The organism is Mesorhizobium sp. M0522 (genome assembly GCF_040321085.1).
Lineage (GTDB): Bacteria > Pseudomonadota > Alphaproteobacteria > Rhizobiales > Rhizobiaceae > Mesorhizobium.
This window is the reverse complement of record NZ_JAMYQW010000046.1, coordinates 20,151-38,600: the sequence shown is the minus strand read 5'-3', so window position 1 is coordinate 38,600 and position 18,450 is coordinate 20,151. Positions and strand designations below refer to the sequence as shown.

The following is an 18,450-nucleotide window of genomic DNA, read 5'->3' as shown; positions in this document are numbered from 1 at the left end:
TAACTACGCTCGAAAGGACGACCTTAAGAGCGCAGCTTCGCTACCGGGCCATGCTCCCGCAAGGCGGCCCTCGCCGGAGGCGTACGGTACCACAGCACTGCAACCATCAGCAGCGGAATGATTTCGAAGGTGCGGTTGTAGATCGACTGCACCGAGTAGAGTAGGTCGGCCATGGCGATGACGCTGACAAGCGACGTCGCCTTGATCATGCTGATCAGCTGATTGCCGGTCGGCGGCACGATCGACCGCATCGCCTGCGGGATGATGATGCGCCGCAAGGCCCGCGCGCGGGTCATGCCGAAGGCTTCAGCCGTTTCGGCCTGTCCCTTGTCCACCGACAATAGCCCGCCACGGATGATCTCGGCCATGTAGGCGGCCTCATTCAGCGCCAGACCAAGAACGGCGGCCGTCAAAGGCGTGATCAGGTCGTTGGTGTTCCAACTGGCGAAGCCAATGGAAATGCGCGGAAACAGCGTCGAAAGGTTGTACCACAGGATCAATTGCACCAGCAGCGGCGTTCCCCGGAAGAACCAGATGAACAGGCCGGAGAGAAGGGATGCCAGCCGTCGACATGCGCGCGATGGCGAGCAGCAGGCCGAGCACGATACCCAGGATCATCGCCACGACCGTCAGGCCGAGCGTTACGGAAAGCCCCTGCATGACCGTCGGATCGAAGAAATACTGGGCGACGACCGGCCAGCCGAAATTCGGGTTGACTGCAACGATATAGGCGAAGCCGGCTGCCACGGCGACGGTGAACGCCCAGAGCGCCAGCCGGACGAGCGGAAACGGCCGGTGGGCTCGTTTGACGTCGCGCAGCGCGTCGTCGGGACGTCGCGGCAGCCCGGCCGCGTAGGCAGCGGTGGCGTCGGTCATGGCAGCCTCTACTGGCCCTGGTTGATGCCTGGCGCATCGATCATGTTCTTCTCGAGACCCCACTTCTTCATGACCGCGGCGTAGGTGCCGTTCTTCATCAGGATCTTGAACGCGTCGAGCAGCACGCCGCCCAGCGGCGAGCCCTTCTTGACGACGGCGCCTTGATAGATGTCCTTGAAGCCGTTGGCCTGGCCGACACCGGCGAGTTCCAGCTGGCCCTTCGCCTGCTCGACGAAATAGGTCAGCGGCGCCTGCGAGGAGAAGAATGCGTCGGAGCGTTTCGACCGGACGGCCAGTATCGAGCTCGGCTGGTCGGTGAAGGATTGCACCTCGACGGCCGGCTTGCCCCCCTCGGTGCATTTCTGCGCCTGCTGCTTGATGACCTTTTCGGCCGAGCCACCCGACATGACGGCGATGCGCTTGCCGCACGCGGTGTCGAGCGAGGTGATGCCTTGCGGGTTGCCCTTCTCGACGGCGAAGACGACGTATTCGCGCACCCAATCGATGAAGTCGTTGGATTTCTGCCGGTCGGGATAGTCGCCGACAGGCCCCATCGCGAACTGATAACGGCCGGCATTGATGCCGCTCAGCAAAGCCGGCAGGCCGGCGACCGAGGCATGATCGATCTCGACACCGACCAGCTGGCCGATGGCGTCGGAAATGTCCCTGGTCGCCCCCGACAGTTCGGTGCCGGTGACGATCTCATAGGGCGGGAATGAGCCGTTGTTGACGGCTGTGATCTTTCCCGCCGCGCGGATCTCTTCCGGCAGCCGGGCCCGCAAATCCTCGTTCACCGATTGCTTCTGGATATCCTGGGCAAAGCTGGCCTGCGCCAGCATGGTGACGAGCGAGGCGAATATGAAGCTGATTGTCCTCATGGCATTCTCCTTCGTGTTCTTCGTTGTGCGTTGTCAGGCTGCGGTGGCCCGCGATCTGGCCTCGAAAGGAAACAAGGCTTCGGCGGAAATCGGTTCCGCCAGAATGCCCTGAGCATGGAGCTCGGTGACGAAATCCTCGATCATGCGCCGGTTGGCCGGCAGGCCGCTGGCGTTCCAGAAGGCAGGCAGGTCGCGCCCCGCATGAAGCAGCTCCTCGAGGATCCAGGGCGAGGTATCGGCATATTTTCGGCGCTTTGCCGTCCAGACGCGCTGGCTTTCGTTGATCAGCCTGGCGAGTTCCTGCGGCAGCCAGGGGCGCTCTCTGACTAGGGCGGCCTTGACGGCGACCAGATGCATGCCCGGGACATAACCGACGTCGGCGAAATAGGCGCGTTCGGCCGCGCGAAAATCGCGCAGCACTTGCCGGAAGCCGGAAGCCGGGCCGAAAAAGCCGTCCGGCATGAAGGGCGTGAAAACGGCGTCGAGCTCGCCTTGCGCCAGCAGCTCCATCATCGGGCGCTCGCCCGGTGCTGCTTCGATGCGCCCCGGCCTGCCGAATCCGTCGAGGCGGTCGGCGATCGGGTGCCCCGATGTCAGCCTGCCGGCGAACCAATAGGCATCCTCGACGCCGACGCCTTCCCGGCGAAGCGCCGCGCGCGTCCATGTGTTACCGGATTCGCGCCAGCCGGTCACGCCGATGCGTTTGCCGGCAAGGTCGGAAAGCCGTTCCAGCGGGCTGGTCTCGACCGTTATGATGCAGCGATGGCGAAAGCCGCGCATGATGAAGCACGGTAATCCAACCACCGTATCGACGCCCGAAGCCATCGCCGACACATAACGGCTGAATGAGACCTCCGCCGCATCGTAGTTCGGATCGGTACCGAGGTCCGGAATGAGCGTGGCGACGCGATCAACCTTCACCGACAAGCGGCTCGAAGTGACGTCACCCAGCACCAAAGGGGTGAGATAGTCCCAATCGCGGGTGGCTACAGTGATGGAAACGGGCATCCGCATGAACTTCAACGCTATGTTTGACCGGCGATTGGTAAATGTTTATTTTTGGCCGATCAAATGTTATTATGTTATTGAACATTTGCTTTAATGGTCGCGGGTGCCGATGGATTTCGATGCAGGATGGTTCGCTGATCGCCTTGGCGACCGCACGATGCGCGGCATCGCGCGCGAGACCAGTGCGCTGATCAGAAGCGGCGCGCTGCCTGTCGGCGCAAAGCTTCCGCCGGTGCGCGATCTGGCCTATGTGCTTGGCGTCAGCCCGGCGACGGTCTCGCAGGCGTGGAGCGAGTTGCGGCGCTACAAGATCATCGGCGGCCGCGGACGCAACGGCACCTGGATCATGGGCAACCGCTTTGCCGCCCGGCCCGAGCGCCACATGAGCGGCGGCAATTACGGACAGGATGTTCTGAACCTGGCGATCGCGGAGCCCGATGTGAGGCTCTTGCCGCCGCTCGACATCGCGCTGGCGCATGGTGCGCGCGCCGAAAAGCTCAACAGCTACGAGCGGGTGCGCATCCTGCCCGAGCTGGAGGCCGCAGTGCGCCCGTCATGGCCGTACGATCCCGGCGCGTTCCTGGCCACCAATGGCGGTTACAACGCCATCTACACCTTGCTGCATGCGCTGGTCCCGCCGGGGGCGCCGGTGGCCATCGAGAACCCGACGGCGCTTCGCCTGCTCGACATCCTCGAGGATCTCGATGTGCCGATCATCCCGGTAGACTGCGACAGCGACGGTCCCTTGCCGGATGCACTTGCCAACGCTCTGCGGCAGCGGCCCGTCGCGTTCCTGTTCCAGCCGCGCGTCCATTCGGTTACCGGCGCCTGCATGTCGTCGGCGCGGCTGGAAGTCATCGGCGACCTGCTCGCCGGCACCGACGTGCTGATTGTCGAAGATGACGGCGTCGGCGATATTGCCTCGGCGCCGCGTATTTCGCTTGGCCGGCGTTTTCCCGATCGCGTCGTCCATATCCTGTCCTATTCCAAGACCCACGGCCCGGATCTGCGGCTCGCCGTGCTGTCCGGATCGGCGACGATCGTCGAGCAGATCCAGTCCTACCGCAGCTTCAGCTCGGGATGGACCAGCCGCATCCTGCAGGCAGCCACCGCCTGGCTGCTGCAAGACGCGGCCACGGCCGCCCTGGTGGAGCAGGCGAAGGAGGTATACCGCGGCCGTCGCGAACGGCTCGCCGGCGAACTGGCCAAACGCAATGTCGATATCGACGCCGGACACGGTCTCAGCGTCCTCATTCCGGTTGCTTCGGAACCTTACGCGATGGTCACGCTGGCCGCCCACGGCATCGCGGTCCATGCCGGAGCGAAGTTTTCGACGGGAAAAACGAACGCTGTCCGCGTCGCGACCAGCATTCTGGACGAGGAGCACCTCGAGCACGTCGCAAATTCCCTGGCGCTGGCAGCCGATCCGGCGCGGGAGGTTAGCTAAAGGGTCAGCTACTCCGACGGATAGTTGGCGACTGGCCATATACAGACCCTGTCTTCTTTCGCGTTCAACTGCCGCTGGCCGGTCCCGAGATCATGCTCGGCGTCAACCAGTCCGTCATGGTGGCGCTGGCGATGATCATAAGATCTCCCTGATCCGCCGTTCACCGAGAGGAGGCTGCAAGCTTAGGCGGGGCGTTTCCACGGCCCGCGTTGGAGCTTTCCACGCTGACGCACACGCCTGCTTCCATACCGCTGGCCGATGACAGTTTCGAAGAGGTCCTTCGAGGGCAGAAACATGTCGAATCGTCAATCACCACCAACTGGAGGCAGGGAGGTTCGGGACGGCGCAATACGGCTACGCGGCCTGTTGGCTGCGGCCGGCGCCACGACCGCCATGGCGTTCGGATTTGGCAGCCTGGCGCTGACATCCGTCTTCATCAGACCGCTTGAGGCGGAGTTTGGCTGGTCGCGAGCCGACATCAGCCTTGCCTACACGCTATCAAGCGTCGGCATGGCGTTGGGCGGGCTGTTCTGGGGCCGGCTGTCGGACCGCCTGAATGTCAAAAGCCTGCTATTCATCGGCTCAGCTGGCATGGTGATCGCGCTCGCCGCGCTTTCCTCCGCCACTTCGCTCTGGCAGATCTATGCGGCCAACTTCGCTTTGGGCGGGCTAGGCTTTGCCTGTCTGTACGCGCCGGTACTTGCAGTGACCGGACTCTGGTTCGACCGCCGCCGCGGCCTGGCGATAGGGATCGTCACAGCAGGCGGAGCCTTGGGCCAGGGCATAATGCCCTACGCTGCAAATGCCTTGATCGACGGCGTCGGCTGGCGCCTCGCATACGCGATCATGGCTGTGGCGACGATGGCTGCGCTGGCGATCTTCATGCCGGCGGTTCAGGCGCCGCCCGTCGGTGAGGTCCTTCCCGCGCCGGTGCGTTTTTCAGCAAAGCCAGGGTTCCAAAGTGGCCGGCTTTCTCCGGTGGCGCTGCTATCAGCTGCAGCCTTCCTTTGCTGCGCCTGCATGGGCGTCCCGCTGATGCACCTCACGAGCTTCGTCACGGCTGTGTGCGGGTCTTCGGATGTCGGATCGCTCAGCCTGCTGACCGCCATGCTGTTCGGCGCCGTCGGGCGGATCGCGTTCGGGCTCCTCGCCGACCGGACAAGCAATCTTGCCGCCTATGCCCTGGCGTCGTTTATTCAGACGGCATGCGTTGCGATTTTTCCCGCGCTGGACCAGCAGCTGAGCCTGCTGGCGCTGTCGGCGGTTTTCGGCTTCGGCTTCGCCGGAAACATGACGTGCCTGATCCTTTGCGTGCGCCAGTTTGCGCCAGCCGAACGCTTTGGCCAGTCACTCGGCATCGTCATGCTGGTCGCCTGGCTGGGCATGGGCGTGGCCGGCTATTTCGGCGGTTTCGTCTATGACAGCTTCGGCAGCTATGGGCGCGCTTTCCTGGTGGCATCTGTCGCAGGCGCGGCCAATCTCGTGGTTCTGGGCGTATTGGCGGCATCATCCGGCGCAAGAGCGCAGGTCCCATTATGCGCCGCCTTGCCGGTCCTGCGATGAGCCGCTGATTCAAACGTCGAAATCCATTTAATTCCACGTTGGTTCGAACGCTGCAAACCACGGCCTTCCTGCCAACCTTAGAGATCGAAGAGGGCGGAGCACCGTCATCACCAGGCAAGGACAGCTGAGATGAGCAGTATTTACGACAGCATTCTCGACACGATCGGCGACACGCCGGTCGTCCGCCTTTCCCGCATCAACAATGGTGCCGCTTCGCTCTATGCCAAGATCGAGGCGTTCAATCCTGGCGGCTCGGTCAAGGACCGTCTTGCCGCCGCGATCATCGAAGAAGCGGAGAGTTCGGGTGCACTTCGGCCCGGCCTGACGGTGATCGAGGCGACGAGCGGCAACACGGGCATCGGACTTGCCATGGTTTGCGCGCGGAAAGGCTATCCTCTCGTCATCGTCATGCCGGAGAACGCCAGCCTCGAACGCCGCAAGCTGATGCGTTTCTTCGGTGCCAAGGTCGTGTTGACCCCTGCCGTCGAGCGCGGCAGCGGCATGCTCGCCAAGGCGGTCGAGCTGGCCGGAGCGCACGGCTGGTTCCTCTGCCGGCAATTCGAGACGCCCGTCAACGCCGATGTCCATGCCCGCACGACAGCGCTCGAAATCCTCGCGGCGTTCCAGGACCGTCCACTCGATTACTGGGTCACCGGCACCGGGACCGGCGGAACGCTGGCCGGTGTGGCGCGAGTACTCAAGCGCGAGCGCCCGCAAACGCGGATCATCGTCTGCGAGCCCGACAATTCGGCGCTGCTGTCGAGTGGCATTCCCCAAACTTTCGACGAACACGGACTGCCCACTCGGGCGCACACTCGCTTCCGGCCACACCCGATGCAGGGCTGGAGCCCTGATTTCATTCCGCAGATCGTCGGCAACGCGATGGCTGACGATCTTGTGGACGAAATCTTGCCGGTTTCAGGCGCCAGCGCTTTGGAAGCTGCGCGCCGGCTTGCGACGGAAGAAGGAATACTGGCGGGGATCTCCGGCGGGGCTACCTTGAGCGGCGCACTGGAAATCGCTCGACGCGTCGGACCGGACCGGAACGTGCTGTGTATGTTGCCTGACACGGGCGAGCGGTATCTCAGCACGATCCTGTTCGATCACATCAGCGAGGAAATGTCGCCGGCCGAAGAGGCGATCTCTCGCTCCACACCCGGCTACCGCTTCGACCGGCCGCCGTCCTTCGCCCTTTCATCGGCGCCCGTGAACGAAATCCAAATCGATCAGTCGGCGCATGCGTTTGTCGATGAGGCGATCTATGATGCGGAGCATCCGGTGGTCATATTCGCCCTGACATGGTGCGAATTCTGCTGGACGGTAAGAAAGCTCTTCGACCGTGCCGGAATCGTCTACAGGTCCATCGACATCGATGCTCCGGAATTCCAGAAGAACGGCCGGGACGGGGAAATCCGCAAGGCTCTGAGGGCCCGGATCGGTTCGCCTACAATTCCGCAGGTCTTTGTCGGCGGCAAGCATATCGGTGGCTGCATGGAGACGCTTGCGGCCTGGCGGGACGGCACGCTCGCCGCCCGGCTGGAGTTCGTTGGCGCAAACTACACGCCCGGCGCATGCGCAAATCCCGAGAGCCTGCTGCCCCGATGGGTGCGCGCGGCAGCGTGAGACCCCGCCTCCGGGCCTTTCAGAGTGCGGTCGCCACCATCAAAGCGAGCCGGAACGGGCGTGATCCCGTTCCGGCTCGGCATTCATGTGGACTTGTCCGTGTCGGCCTTCCCACGAAGGGAAGGCAAATCAGAGCGCAGGCGGAAACCTCACGCTTCCGGAAACGAACGCTTTCGGCAACGGCACGGACTTGATACAATCCATGGCTAATTTAGCAGCGACTGGGATTGGCAAAGTGTCGCTCGAAATTCGCGTTCTCGGAGGTCTGACCGTCCTTCGCCTTGGCGAGGTCGTTTCCTTGCCGCCTTCGAAAAAGACGCGGGCGCTACTGGCCTATCTTGCGCTCGTAGAGCGCCCGCAGCGGCGCGAGCGCCTTTGCGAGATGTTCTGGGAGGTACCGGACGATCCTCGCGGCGCCCTGCGCTGGAGTCTCTCGAAGATCCGACAGGTCGTCGACCTCGGGAACGGCGAGATCCTGCAAGCCGACCGCAACGCAGTTCGCCTGAACACCAGCGAAGTCGTGCTGGACATCGCGCCGCTCCGGGGCCTCGGCGGTCGTGACATAGAGGCTCTCGGACCGGAGAAACTGGAGGCCCTCGCCGGAGCGTTCCGCGGCCGTTTCCTGGATGATCTTTCACTGCCGCGCTGTCCGGAATTCGAAGCCTGGCGCATTGCGACCGCCGACGAACTGCACGTGACGCATCTGCGCATCCTTCGGGTGCTCGTCGACCGGCTTGAGCCGGCGCGGGCACTTCCGTACGCGCATGTCCTGGACGGGTTGGAGCCTGGGGACGAGGCTCTTCGAGCGGACATCCGCCGGCTGAGCGAGGCAGCACGGCAATCCGCCATGGTCCAGAGCCGCGCTTCGAGTAGCGACATCGGGGTCGCTCCCGCCGATGAGAACGTCCCTCCGACGCGTGTTTTGCCTGCGTCGGAGATACAGCTTGCCTCTCCGCCGGAGCGAATCCTTGCGCAGGAGATTCGCCGGTGCACGACGCCCGACGGCGCGCGCTTGGCCTATTCCTTGAGTGGTCAAGGCCCCCCTTTGGTAAGGGCCGCCCACTGGATGTCCCATCTCGAGCTCGAATGGGACAGTCCGGTGTGGAAGCATTGGATCGAGGGCCTCTCCGCGCACTACCAGCTGATACGTTACGACCAGCGCGGCAACGGCCTGTCGGACCGGTATCCCGCCGACCTGTCCTTCGAGGCCATGGTTGCCGACCTGGAGAGCATCATCGATGCCGCTGGTCTGCGCCGCGTTTCCCTGCTTGGCATTTCCCAGGGGTGCGCCGTTTCGATAGCCTATGCCGTCCGGCATCCAGAGCGTGTGGCGGGGATGGTGCTGTATGGCGGATTCACCAAAGGTTGGCGCAAACGGGGCAATCAGCGCGAAATAGCGCGCCGCGAAGCGATGGGAGCGCTGATTCAGGAAGGCTGGGGCCAAGACGACCCGGTGTTCCGGCAAATGTTCACCTCCCTCTTCATTCCGGAAGCAACGCCGGAACAGAGGAATTGGTATAACGAGTTGCAACGCAATACCGTCTCGCCGGAGATTGCCCATCGCATCTTCGAGGAAGGCGCCGTCATTGACGTTGACGAGCTGTTACCGCGGGTCCGCGTCCCGACCCTGGTGATGCATGCTACGGGAGACGCGGTCATTCCGTTCGATCATGGCCAGGCGATGGCTGGGAAAATCCCCGGCGCGCGTTTCGTTGCGCTAGACAGCGTCAACCACGTGCTGCTTGGCCACGAACCGGCATTCGCGACCTTCGTCGACGAAACGCGTCGTTTCCTTGCCGACCCCGAACAGACGCAGCAACTGGCAGGCCCTCCGGCGTCCTTGGGAATCAACCGCTCTCGGCAATACATAACAGTGCTGGCCGCGGAAGTGGTCAGTCCCATGCATCTCCTCGAAACGGAGGATCCGGAAGTGGCGATCCGCGAATTCCAGCCCGTCGAGGATCGGGTGATAGACGTCGTGGAGAGCCATGGCGGCGTCGTCACGTCGGCTGCTGACGGGACAATCACCGCAGCATTCGGCCTCGCTCGCGCCACCGAGGATCACGCTTATCTTGCATGCCGCGCCGCGCTTGCGGCCAAGCTGGCAGTGGAGGAGCTTTCCCAGGGCGGGATCCAGTTGAGGGCCGGAATAGACACCGGCGAGGTGATCGTGCGGCAGCAATGGACGACCAAAGCCAGCAAGGTTGAACTGGCCGGAGCCGCGCCGCGTGCGGCCAACCGGCTGATGCGTGCCTTGCACCGTGCGACGATCGCCGCGACAGGCCGGGCGCGCGCAGCCGCCGGGGGCTATGTGCAGATGCACCGCTTAGCGCATTCGGAGCATCCGCAACTTGGCCACGAGGAACGCATTTACGAGCTGTTGGGCGAAAATCACGCTTTGTCGCGCTGGCACCTGAGGGCCAATCGCGGCCTCACCGGACTGGTGGCGCGCGAGCTCGAGCTGAAAATCCTTCTTGCAATCTGGCGCCGGGTCAGGGAGGGCCACGGCCAGGTCGCCGGGATCGTCGCCGACGCCGGCATGGGCAAGTCGAGGCTTGCCCATGAATTTCTCTCCCTCGACGAGGTGGCCGGTTTTACTGTGCTTGAATGTGGCGGTCTGGAGTTTGATTCATCAGTTACTCTGGGTGCTGTAAAGAAGCTGCTGCTCTCGGCTTGTGGCATTCGTGGCGAAGACGGCTTGGCGGAAGCCCAGCGCCTGTTTGCATTCAAACGGGCTGAACTGGACCTGGATCCAAGTCATACGGCGCCGCTTTCCTTCCTCGCGGACCTGCCGGTCGACGATTCTTCCTGGTGGCATCTCGATGCGCGGGAGCGGACCTCACGGGTATCCGAGGCGATGAGCGCATTTCTCGTTGCCTTGAGCCGGGCCTCGCCCGTAGCCGTGCTTATCGAGGATCTGCACTGGATCGATGCCGAGAGCGAGGCCGTAATGAACAGGCTGGTCGAGGTCATGGGCGCCAACCGTATCATGCTGCTCGCCACCTACAGGCCGCAGTACCGACACGAATGGAACCGCCGCGGCTATTTCCAGCAGATAAGGTTGGAGCGGTTCGCGCGGGACGAAATGGAGCAGTTCCTCACCGAATTGCTGGGATCCGATCCCAGCTTGGGGGAACTGCGGCAATCGCTTGCCGAGCGGGCCGAGGGCACGCCGCTATTCCTGGAAGAAATGGTGCGCGGATTGGTTGCGGACGGTGCACTTGCCGGCCAGTCCGGCCGCTACGAGCTCAAGAGGCCAGTGGATTCCATCACCATCCCGTCGACAGTTCAATCGCTCATCGCCGCACGTATCCAGCAGCTGGGTGACTCGGAAAGGCAGGCACTCCAACTCGCTTCGGTTATCGGCAAGAATGTTCCGTATCCCCTGCTGAGGGCGCTCTCGCCGCTCTCGGAGGCGGAGCTGGGGGTATGCCTGGCCAAACTGCAGAGTTTGGAATTCCTGTTCGAGGTCCAGAGCTATCCTCACGTGGAGTATACGTTCAAGCACGCGTTGACGCTCAAGGTGACCTACGAATCTCTCCTGGCGGAGGACCGAAAAAGGCTGCATCGGGCTGCATTGGTTGCGATGGACAGACTCTATGCCGGATCGCTGAACCACCACATCGAGGAACTGGCCGAACACGCGCTTCGTGCCGAGGCTTGGGAACCGGCCGCGGATTATCTGCTGCAAGCGGCGGGCCGGGCCGAGGAACGCTCGGCCTATTCCGCCGCGGTCCAGTTCCTCGAAAACGCCCGCAAAGCAGTCGCCGCGCTGCCCCGAAATCCGAAAACCCTCGCCCAGGCGATCAACCTGCGGGTGCGGATGCGGCCCGCCTACGGCGCCCTGGGTGCCTATCGGAAGGCGCTGCCGCAGCTATTGGAAGCGCGCGAACTGGCCATGGAACTGGGCGATCCGCAACTCATCTCCGACGTGTTGCTCCACTTGAGCTATCTCAACAGCTCCCACGGCCGCTACGAGGAGGCGCTGGAACCGGCCGACACACTCAAGCGCGGCGCGACGGCAAATGGCGTGCAGCGCTGCATAAGCGAGTCGGACCTGGCCGCCTCACAGGCGCTTCTGATCCGCAGCGAGGCGCGGCAGGTGCTGGAGCGGCTTGTTCCGCATGAGGAGAGGTTCACCAAAGCTTGGCGTCTGGAGCGTTTCGGACAGCTCGGTGCGCGTGCGGTTTGGTACCTGGGGCACCGCGCGCAGGCGGAAGCACGCCTTGGCCGGTTCGATGATGCGGAACGTTCGCTTGCCGAACTGCAGAAGGTCGCCGCCGAAGTGGCGCGCCCGATCGATAGCTGCGCGGCCGCCTATTTCACCGGTGTGGTGGGCGTCCTGCGCGGCCCCGAGCCGGCGCTTGTCGAGGCGCTGCAATTGTGGTCCTCCGAAGCCGCTACCAGCGCATCTATCCTACTCCGGCCATGGCTGTTGACCGTGCTCGGGCATGCGGAATTCCTGCTCGGCCGCAACCACGACGCGGGCGCCACCTTGGAAATGGCGGTGACCGAGGCTGAGCGGCTCGATCTTGCCCAGTTCGAATGTCACGCGCGCGCGGTGCTCGCATGCGTGCGTGCGCGCCTCTGTGAGCCGGAAGCTGCGGCCAATCTCGGCCATGCGCTCGAGCTTGCGCGGGGACGCGGCGATCCGTGGAGCGAGATCATCGTACTGCGCGGCCTTGCCGAGCTGAAGCCTTCCAGATCGGCCATTGGCTGGCTCGAACAGGCCTGCAATCTTGCCAGGCGGGTTGAATTGCGGCCGGAGCTTGCCCGCTCCTTGCTAGCTCTCGGGCTCGCGAAGCGGCGCGGCAAGATTGCTGGCGCGGATGCAACTCTCGCGCAAGCGGCCAAGCTCTACACAGAAATGCAGATGCGGGAGGATTTCTCCGGCATGGAAGAGCCGACCGGAAGTGTCCTGCCCGATCGCGTTCCCATGGCGGTTACGGCTTGATCCCTCCGCATCCAGGGATCTGCTTCGAAGGTTTGCGCTGCCTGTAGGGCAAGCAAGCCGCGGTCACGCAGCTCGCGACCCCGCGGTGTCATGGAACGATATCTGCCGGACCAAACGATCCGCCACCACGTCTGCGTGGGTCAGCGGTCCCATATGTCCGGCGCCAGGAACAATCGCCCCGATTGCGGCCGGAACGCGGGAAACGAGTTCGCGGGCGATGAGCCGCGTCGGAACTGGTGCAAATTCGCCGCGCAATACCAAGACCGGAAAGCCAAATCGGGCATATTCGCTTGCTGGCGTCGATTCATGGATCAATGCGTGGAAGTCCAGGCTGGCCTTCGGCAGAAACCGCACGAGTGCAGCCTGAAGTTCCGGCTTCATCGCGGCGAAGATGCCGGCCCCACCCCAGTAGTCGATGAAATGAGCTGTCGCGGTCAGGTAACTGCCGTTGATCAGGCCGTCATGGACGGTGCCTGCGATCGCCAAGACTTCGCCGAGCGCCTCGTGGCCTTCACAGTCCAGCTCGCGCAGCAGGTGAAAGGCAGACGGCTCATAAAGGGAGAGGCTGGCCAGCCGGTCTGGACGCACCGCTGCTATATGCAGGGCCAATCCACCACCATAGGAATGGCCAACAAGATGCACAGGCCCGTCATGGTGGTCGATCATCTCCAGGATACCGGCGGCTTCGTCGGTCAGATGGAAAGCGCCGGCACCAGTCCAGGTGCCGCCGCCCGGCGCCCCGATCAGATCGGGTGCGATGAGCCGGTAGCTGTCATCGAGCCGCTCCGCCAGGCTGCGCCATTGCCGTCCGCTGCCGCCTGAGCAGTGCAGGGCGATGACAAGCGGTGCCTGGCACGCCCTATGCGAGACGTGGGACGTCGATGCGGCAATCATCGAGCCCCGCCCTCCTCCGCCCTCAAAAAACGCGTGCGGCGGCTGGGATCACGCCCGGCAAACGAAGTGATCCAGTTGATCTCGAAGCGGGTGATGCCGATGTCGCGCAAGATGTAGTCCGGCAACTCATAAAGCTGTCTACGGTCCCGTTGGATACGAATGAAACGCCAGACTGCGGCCAACATTGTTCCGCCAGCCCAGCGCAAACCTCGCGTTCTGGTGAGGCACAGGGATGGGTTCACCATTTCACTCATTTTGATTTTCTCCATGGTTGCGGGCGCTGACTACGGCGCCAGTGAGCCCTTGTCGTTGTCCGCCGTGAGCTTCATCGTTGAAGGCAACGTCGATTTTTGCCGCGCTAGCGTTGTATTCGGCGGTCAGGCCGCTGCTCGGCGGGAGACGTCGAGAAACATTGCCAGGTGAGCCGCCAGCGCCTCCGCATCGCGGCCGACGCCGTCGAGGAAGCTGGAGCTTCGATGGCGCATGAAATTGAGGCCGAGCACGTAGAGTCCCGGATACGCGCAGACGCCGCCATCGTTCAGGATTTCGCCCCGGGCGTCGAACACATCCAGCTTCAGCCATGGGTATTCCCGGCGATAGCCGGTAGCCCATATGATCGTCTGGATACCCTGGTCGATGAGGTCGATTTCGGTCGCCTCGGCGCTCAGGATCAGGCTCGGAATGGAACCGGGATCGATCGAGTAGAGGCCATCGCCGGCGGCCGCGCGGTCTATATTGGCCAGCACGCGCCTCAGCCTGCGTTCCGCCGCCATGGTCGTTTCGGCGAGATCGCCGTTGAACCGAATGCGTGTATCGCAGGCGGCAGCCGCTCGACCGACAAGACGAATGCCTTGCTCCCGAAGACCGGCAAGGTCGAGCGTCCTGCGCTCGGGTGTGCCTATCAGCTGCAGGGAGGGCTGCCGCCGTGCCGCGGTGAGATCCGGAACTTCAGCGACAGGCTTGGCAAGCATTCCCAGCCGGTCGAGCCACCACAGGATGTCGTGCCCGCGGTAAAGCCTCGGTAGGCGTGTATGACTGCCGACCGACAGGGTCACCGGGCGTCCGGAGCGATTGATCTCCTCCGCAAGTTGTATGCCGGTCGCCGAGGCCCCGGCCACGAGAACGCCACCCTGGGGCAGGTGCTGAGGATTGCGATAGTCCCGCGGCACGACCTGCCTGATCCGGGAGGAGATCTGCTTTGCTAGTGGCGGAATGCGTGGCCGGTCGCTGTATCCGGTCGCGACCACGACCGCACGCACGCTCCATTGGCCGCGATCGGTCAGCAGCCGGAAGCCTCCGTCGACCCTTTCGGTCGAAAGCACCTCCACACCGTCCTCCACCGGTGCGGTGATCGAGCACGCGTAATCCTCTAGGAACCCCACCGTCTCGGCCATTGTCATGAAGCCGTCGGGATTGGCTCCGCGATAACCGCCGCCGGGCAGGCGTGTCATCCAGTTGGGCGTCAGCAGGCGCAGCGAATCCCACCGTTCGCTGCGCCAGCGCTCCGCGATGCGGCCGCGCTCCAGCACGACGTGGTAGACCCCGCGCTCGGACAGGCACCGGCTCATGGCTAAACCCGCCTGTCCGGCGCCGATAACGGCCACGTCTGTGCGTCGCATGGAATTCGCGCCTTGTAAGCAGGGGTACGAGATCGCCGGCGCCATCCTTTTACGGGACGAGGCCGGCGATATTGCTCTTCCGAACTGGAGATCAGCCCTTCACGGCAACCGAGACCGGCACGCCGTTGGTCAGCACGTCGAACACCGCGGAACGGGCGCGCGACTGCATTACGATTTCCTCGAGCTTCTCAGCCGAAGCATCGCCCTTGATCTTGAAGGAGATACGGATGCCCTGGTAGCCGTTGCGGACTTCGTTGGAGATGCCGAGGATGCCGCGAAGGTCGATGTCGCCTTCGACGGTCGATTCCACCTCATGCAGCGTCACGCCGCGCGCGGCCGCGATGTTCGCGATGCCGGCGGTGAGGCAGGAAGCAAGCGCGTGGAGTAGGTATTCGACCGGCGTCGGGCCGTTGTCTTCGCCGCACAGGACCGCCGGATGATCGCTGTCGGCCTGGTATGCCGTCACATGCGGCTGCTCGGCGCCAGCGCCGAAGAAGTTGGCCATCGTGCTGCGGCTGTGCGTGCCGGTGATCCAGCGGCTCTTGGCCCGGAACTGGAACTTGGCAAGCTCCGGCTGGCCCGCGACGGCATTGATAGTGGCCAGAAGGGTGGGCGTATTGACGCCGTTCCTCGGCTCTCGCGACGCCTTCTTAACGGAAGCCTTTTCCATGACCATTGTATCGTCCTGCATGTCATTCACTCCTGGGTTCGGATGTTGCGCGACCGGGATCGCCCCGGACGGCTAAACCTCGGCCGGCAGCGTTTGACGTGCAGTGGGAACAACAGTGGGAAAACGAGAGGTTTTTTGCGTCAGCCGGTAGTGAACAGCGCCAGGACCGTAATCAGCGAAACGACGGGCCTTCAAACGCTTGCTTCCCGCGACACCGCGATCTCCCGCAGCGCCGAGAAGGCGTCAAAACCGAAACCACAGGGTCAACTTGCGTCGTCCGGACCTCTGCGACGACGCAGCCCGTCCAAACGATTGGGTATTCGACCCCTGGCCTACTCCGCCGCCACGCTCTTCACCTCGAGATAGCTCTCCATTGAATCGTCCATCGCCTGCAGCCAGGGCGTATGGTGCAGCGGCGCCATCGTGCCGGTCATCAGCGAGCGGTAGGCGTGGTCGCGGAAGCCCATAATGTCTTGCGCCTTGTGATGCTCCCACTCCATGAAGGTCTGATTGACGGCCTCGACGTCAAAGCCCGGATAATCGGTCTGCTCCATCAGCTCCCGGGTGTAGTCGCCCTGGAACCAGATCATCTGCTCGGCGTCTTCAAGTGTTTCTTCACGTGCCCGCCATTTCCGGCCGTGCTCGGCCATCGCTTCGGCCGAGGGCAGCTTGATGCGGCCCATGATGACGTCGCGGGCGAACCAGGCCTGCGCGTCGAACATGTTGAAGGTGTAGAACTGGTCCTGCATGCCGATATAGGACAGCTTCGGGTTTTTCTCCCAGACGACGCCCTGGTAGAGCCCGTCCGGCCACATGCGGTTGGCAGTCTTCAGCTTCAAATCCTCGGTGAGGAACGGGAAGGAGTGGAGATAGCCGGTGCACAGGATGATGGCGTCGACGTCTTTGGTGCTGCCGTGCTTGAAATGCGCGGTCTTGCCGACGACCTTCTGCAGCAGCGGCACTTCCTTCCAGTTCTCCGGCCATTTGAAGCCCATCGGCTTCGAGCGGTAGCTGGAGGTGATCGATCTGGCGCCGTATTTGTAGCATTGCGAGCCGATGTCCTCGGCCGAATAGGAGCGGCCGATGATCAATATGTCCTTGCCCTTGAATTCCATCGCGTCGCGGAAATCGTGGCTGTGCAGGATACGGCCGTTGAAGGTCGAAAAGCCTTCGAAATAGGGAACGTTGGGCACGGAGAAATGGCCCGACGCGACGACGACATTGTCGAACTCTTCCGAATAGGTGACGTCGCTGGTGCGGTCATGCGCGGTGACGGTGAATTTTTTTGTTGTTTCGGAAAAGGTCACCATGCGCACCGGGCTGTTGAAGCGCACCCATTGGCGCACGCCGGATTTTTCGACGCGGCCCTTGATGTAGTCCCACAGCACGGCGCGCGGCGGATAGGAGCCGATCGGCCGGCCGAAATGCTCCTCGAAGGAGTAGTCGGCGAATTCGAGGCATTCCTTCGGCCCGTTCGACCAGAGATAGCGGTACATCGAGCCGTGCACCGGATCGCCGTGCTCGTCGAGGCCGGTGCGCCAGGTGTAGTTCCACAGGCCGCCCCAGTCGGACTGCTTTTCGAAGCAGACGATTTCGGGAATGTCGGCGCCCTTGTCGGCGGCCGACTTGAAGGCCCTGAGCTGGGCCATGCCGGACGGCCCGGCTCCGATGACGGCAACACGATTTTTCATTGCGGGCCTCCCGATCTCATTTCCCTAGCGAAACAAATTTCACTGACAGGACAGTAATTGCCCCTTCGATGCTGTCAACAGGCTTGTCGCGAAACCGCGTTTCGCCCAGCTGGATTTCCAAGCGACGCAGTAGCTCGGGCGAAATCCGGACATTGCGCAATTCGACACGGGTGGCTTGCCGTGGCAGTTGCGCTTCTGTATCGGCACCGAATATGTTCACCGTGAGTGAAATGAATCGGCAAGGTCCGGGGTGGCAACATGGCGAAAAAAACATCCAGTCTAAAGCGCGCTGCGGCCGTCGTCGCCGCCAAAGCCAAGCCGTCGGTCGCTGCAATCGATCCGCGCAAGATACGCGCGCCGCTCACCCAGAACCCGCACGCCATTCGCGACACCCGCGAAAAGGTCCTGGAGGTCGCCATCGGCCGCGAGGTGCGTGCCTTCCGCAAGAAGCTCGGCATTACGGTGGCCGATCTGGCTGCCGCCACCGACATTTCGCTTGGCATGCTGTCGAAGATCGAGAACGGCATCACCTCGCCATCGCTGACCACGTTGCAGGCGCTGTCACGGGCGCTCGGCGTTCCCGTCACCGCCTTCTTCCGCCGCTTCGAGGAAGAGCGCAGTGCCGTCTTCGTCAAGGCCGGCGAAGGCCTCGACGTCGAACGCCGCGGCACCCGCGCCGGCCACCAGTACAATCTGCTCGGCCATATCGGCTCCAACACCAGCGGCGTCGTCGTCGAACCCTATCTGATCACGCTCACCGAGGATTCCGACGTGTTCCCGACCTTCCAGCACGAGGGCATGGAATTCCTCTATATGCTCGAGGGCGAGGTGGTTTACCGGCACGGCAGCAATCTCTACCCGATGAAGCCCGGCGACAGCCTGTTCTTCGACGCCGATGCGCCGCACGGACCGGAAGTGCTGAGCGTCCTGCCGATGCGCTATCTGTCGATCATCTGCTACCCGCAGAGCGCGGGGTGAGCCGAAGATGAGGGCGCGCAAGCAATCCTGGATCGCTGCACTCCACGGCCACGGTAACGGCATGGATCCTAGGGTCTCCGCTACGTCGCTTCGCTTCTGCTCCGCCCTAGGATGACGAAGGCGTGGGGTCCAAGGCTAATCGCGGATGTCGGAGATTGGCAGTTGCATCGCGGCTTAGAGGTTGGTGGCCGACGGCAATTCGCAAGTTTCGAGGTTAGCTGAAGCATCCCTCACTTCGTCATCCTAGGG

At 63.1% G+C, this 18,450-nt stretch carries 12 protein-coding genes and 1 pseudogene; 5 read left to right on the top strand and 8 right to left on the bottom strand.

Annotated elements, in window-relative coordinates:
* Positions 1 to 86 precede the first annotated feature (86 nt).
* From NKI58_RS31115 to NKI58_RS31105, 3 genes and pseudogenes are all read right to left on the bottom strand, one after another.
* Positions 87 to 876: pseudogene (locus NKI58_RS31115) on the bottom strand (amino acid ABC transporter permease); the annotation flags it as partial.
* 8 nt (positions 877 to 884) lie between these two features.
* On the bottom strand, positions 885 to 1,715 hold the full coding sequence (locus tag NKI58_RS31110; RefSeq protein ID WP_502897053.1) for an ABC transporter substrate-binding protein: 831 nt from the start codon (positions 1,713 to 1,715) through the stop codon (positions 885 to 887).
* 72 nt (positions 1,716 to 1,787) lie between these two features.
* A complete protein-coding gene (locus NKI58_RS31105; RefSeq protein WP_352790159.1) occupies positions 1,788 to 2,762 on the bottom strand; it encodes a substrate-binding domain-containing protein in 975 nt (324 codons plus the stop codon).
* 109 nt (positions 2,763 to 2,871) lie between these two features.
* On the opposite strand from NKI58_RS31105, the gene NKI58_RS31100 reads away from it, so the two are divergent.
* From NKI58_RS31100 to NKI58_RS31085, 4 genes are all read left to right on the top strand, one after another.
* Positions 2,872 to 4,209 carry an aminotransferase-like domain-containing protein gene (locus tag NKI58_RS31100; RefSeq protein WP_352590167.1) on the top strand — a complete coding sequence of 446 codons (1,338 nt, stop codon included), beginning with the start codon at positions 2,872 to 2,874 and terminating at the stop codon, positions 4,207 to 4,209.
* Between the two features lie 258 nt (positions 4,210 to 4,467).
* Positions 4,468 to 5,772 carry an MFS transporter gene (locus NKI58_RS31095; RefSeq protein WP_352827899.1) on the top strand — a complete coding sequence of 435 codons (1,305 nt, stop codon included), beginning with the start codon at positions 4,468 to 4,470 and terminating at the stop codon, positions 5,770 to 5,772.
* Between the two features lie 129 nt (positions 5,773 to 5,901).
* Positions 5,902 to 7,395 carry a cysteine synthase A gene (gene cysK / locus NKI58_RS31090; protein ID WP_352854198.1) on the top strand — a complete coding sequence of 498 codons (1,494 nt, stop codon included), beginning with the start codon at positions 5,902 to 5,904 and terminating at the stop codon, positions 7,393 to 7,395.
* 520 nt (positions 7,396 to 7,915) lie between these two features.
* Positions 7,916 to 12,349 carry an alpha/beta fold hydrolase gene (locus NKI58_RS31085; protein WP_352825798.1) on the top strand — a complete coding sequence of 1,478 codons (4,434 nt, stop codon included), beginning with the start codon at positions 7,916 to 7,918 and terminating at the stop codon, positions 12,347 to 12,349.
* A gap of 63 nt (positions 12,350 to 12,412) precedes the next feature.
* Here the strand turns inward: NKI58_RS31085 and NKI58_RS31080 are convergent, their stop codons facing one another.
* The 5 genes from NKI58_RS31080 to NKI58_RS31060 all read right to left on the bottom strand — a co-directional run bounded on the left by NKI58_RS31080 (position 12,413) and on the right by NKI58_RS31060 (position 17,223).
* The gene (locus NKI58_RS31080) at positions 12,413 to 13,243 is read right to left on the bottom strand and encodes an alpha/beta fold hydrolase (RefSeq protein WP_352621159.1); all 831 of its coding nucleotides are present in this window, start codon (positions 13,241 to 13,243) and stop codon (positions 12,413 to 12,415) included.
* Positions 13,240 to 13,497: a YjiS-like domain-containing protein gene (locus NKI58_RS31075; protein WP_198023510.1), complete on the bottom strand. Its 258-nt coding sequence runs from the start codon at positions 13,495 to 13,497 to the stop codon at positions 13,240 to 13,242. Before NKI58_RS31075 ends, NKI58_RS31080 begins: the two co-directional genes overlap by 4 nt.
* 123 nt (positions 13,498 to 13,620) lie before the next feature.
* Positions 13,621 to 14,847: an NAD(P)-binding domain-containing protein gene (locus NKI58_RS31070; protein WP_352640872.1), complete on the bottom strand. Its 1,227-nt coding sequence runs from the start codon at positions 14,845 to 14,847 to the stop codon at positions 13,621 to 13,623.
* 106 nt (positions 14,848 to 14,953) lie between these two features.
* Positions 14,954 to 15,553, bottom strand: a complete 600-nt coding sequence (locus NKI58_RS31065; protein WP_023674002.1) for an OsmC family protein — start codon at positions 15,551 to 15,553, stop codon at positions 14,954 to 14,956.
* A gap of 311 nt (positions 15,554 to 15,864) precedes the next feature.
* The gene (locus tag NKI58_RS31060; RefSeq protein WP_352789395.1) at positions 15,865 to 17,223 is read right to left on the bottom strand and encodes a trimethylamine monooxygenase; all 1,359 of its coding nucleotides are present in this window, start codon (positions 17,221 to 17,223) and stop codon (positions 15,865 to 15,867) included.
* Between the two features lie 258 nt (positions 17,224 to 17,481).
* Here NKI58_RS31060 and NKI58_RS31055 point away from each other — a divergent pair, with 258 nt between their 5' ends.
* Positions 17,482 to 18,201, top strand: coding sequence for a helix-turn-helix domain-containing protein (locus tag NKI58_RS31055; RefSeq protein WP_352789392.1), 720 nt, complete (start codon positions 17,482 to 17,484; stop codon positions 18,199 to 18,201).
* The last annotated feature ends 249 nt before the right edge of the window (positions 18,202 to 18,450 follow it).

What these genes read in the sequence shown, in the direction of transcription:
- NKI58_RS31065 (WP_023674002.1), bottom strand. Translation starts at nt 15,553, where the DNA reads ATGCAGGACGATACAATGGTCATGGAAAAGGCTTCCGTTAAGAAGGCG.
- NKI58_RS31080 (WP_352621159.1), bottom strand. Translation starts at nt 13,243, where the DNA reads ATGATTGCCGCATCGACGTCCCACGTCTCGCATAGGGCGTGCCAGGCA.
- cysK (WP_352854198.1), top strand. Translation starts at nt 5,902, where the DNA reads ATGAGCAGTATTTACGACAGCATTCTCGACACGATCGGCGACACGCCG.
- NKI58_RS31110 (WP_502897053.1), bottom strand. Translation starts at nt 1,715, where the DNA reads ATGCTGGCGCAGGCCAGCTTTGCCCAGGATATCCAGAAGCAATCGGTG.
- NKI58_RS31075 (WP_198023510.1), bottom strand. Translation starts at nt 13,497, where the DNA reads ATGAGTGAAATGGTGAACCCATCCCTGTGCCTCACCAGAACGCGAGGT.
- NKI58_RS31105 (WP_352790159.1), bottom strand. Translation starts at nt 2,762, where the DNA reads ATGCCCGTTTCCATCACTGTAGCCACCCGCGATTGGGACTATCTCACC.
- NKI58_RS31055 (WP_352789392.1), top strand. Translation starts at nt 17,482, where the DNA reads ATGGCGAAAAAAACATCCAGTCTAAAGCGCGCTGCGGCCGTCGTCGCC.
- NKI58_RS31100 (WP_352590167.1), top strand. Translation starts at nt 2,872, where the DNA reads ATGGATTTCGATGCAGGATGGTTCGCTGATCGCCTTGGCGACCGCACG.
- NKI58_RS31060 (WP_352789395.1), bottom strand. Translation starts at nt 17,223, where the DNA reads ATGAAAAATCGTGTTGCCGTCATCGGAGCCGGGCCGTCCGGCATGGCC.
- NKI58_RS31095 (WP_352827899.1), top strand. Translation starts at nt 4,468, where the DNA reads ATGACAGTTTCGAAGAGGTCCTTCGAGGGCAGAAACATGTCGAATCGT.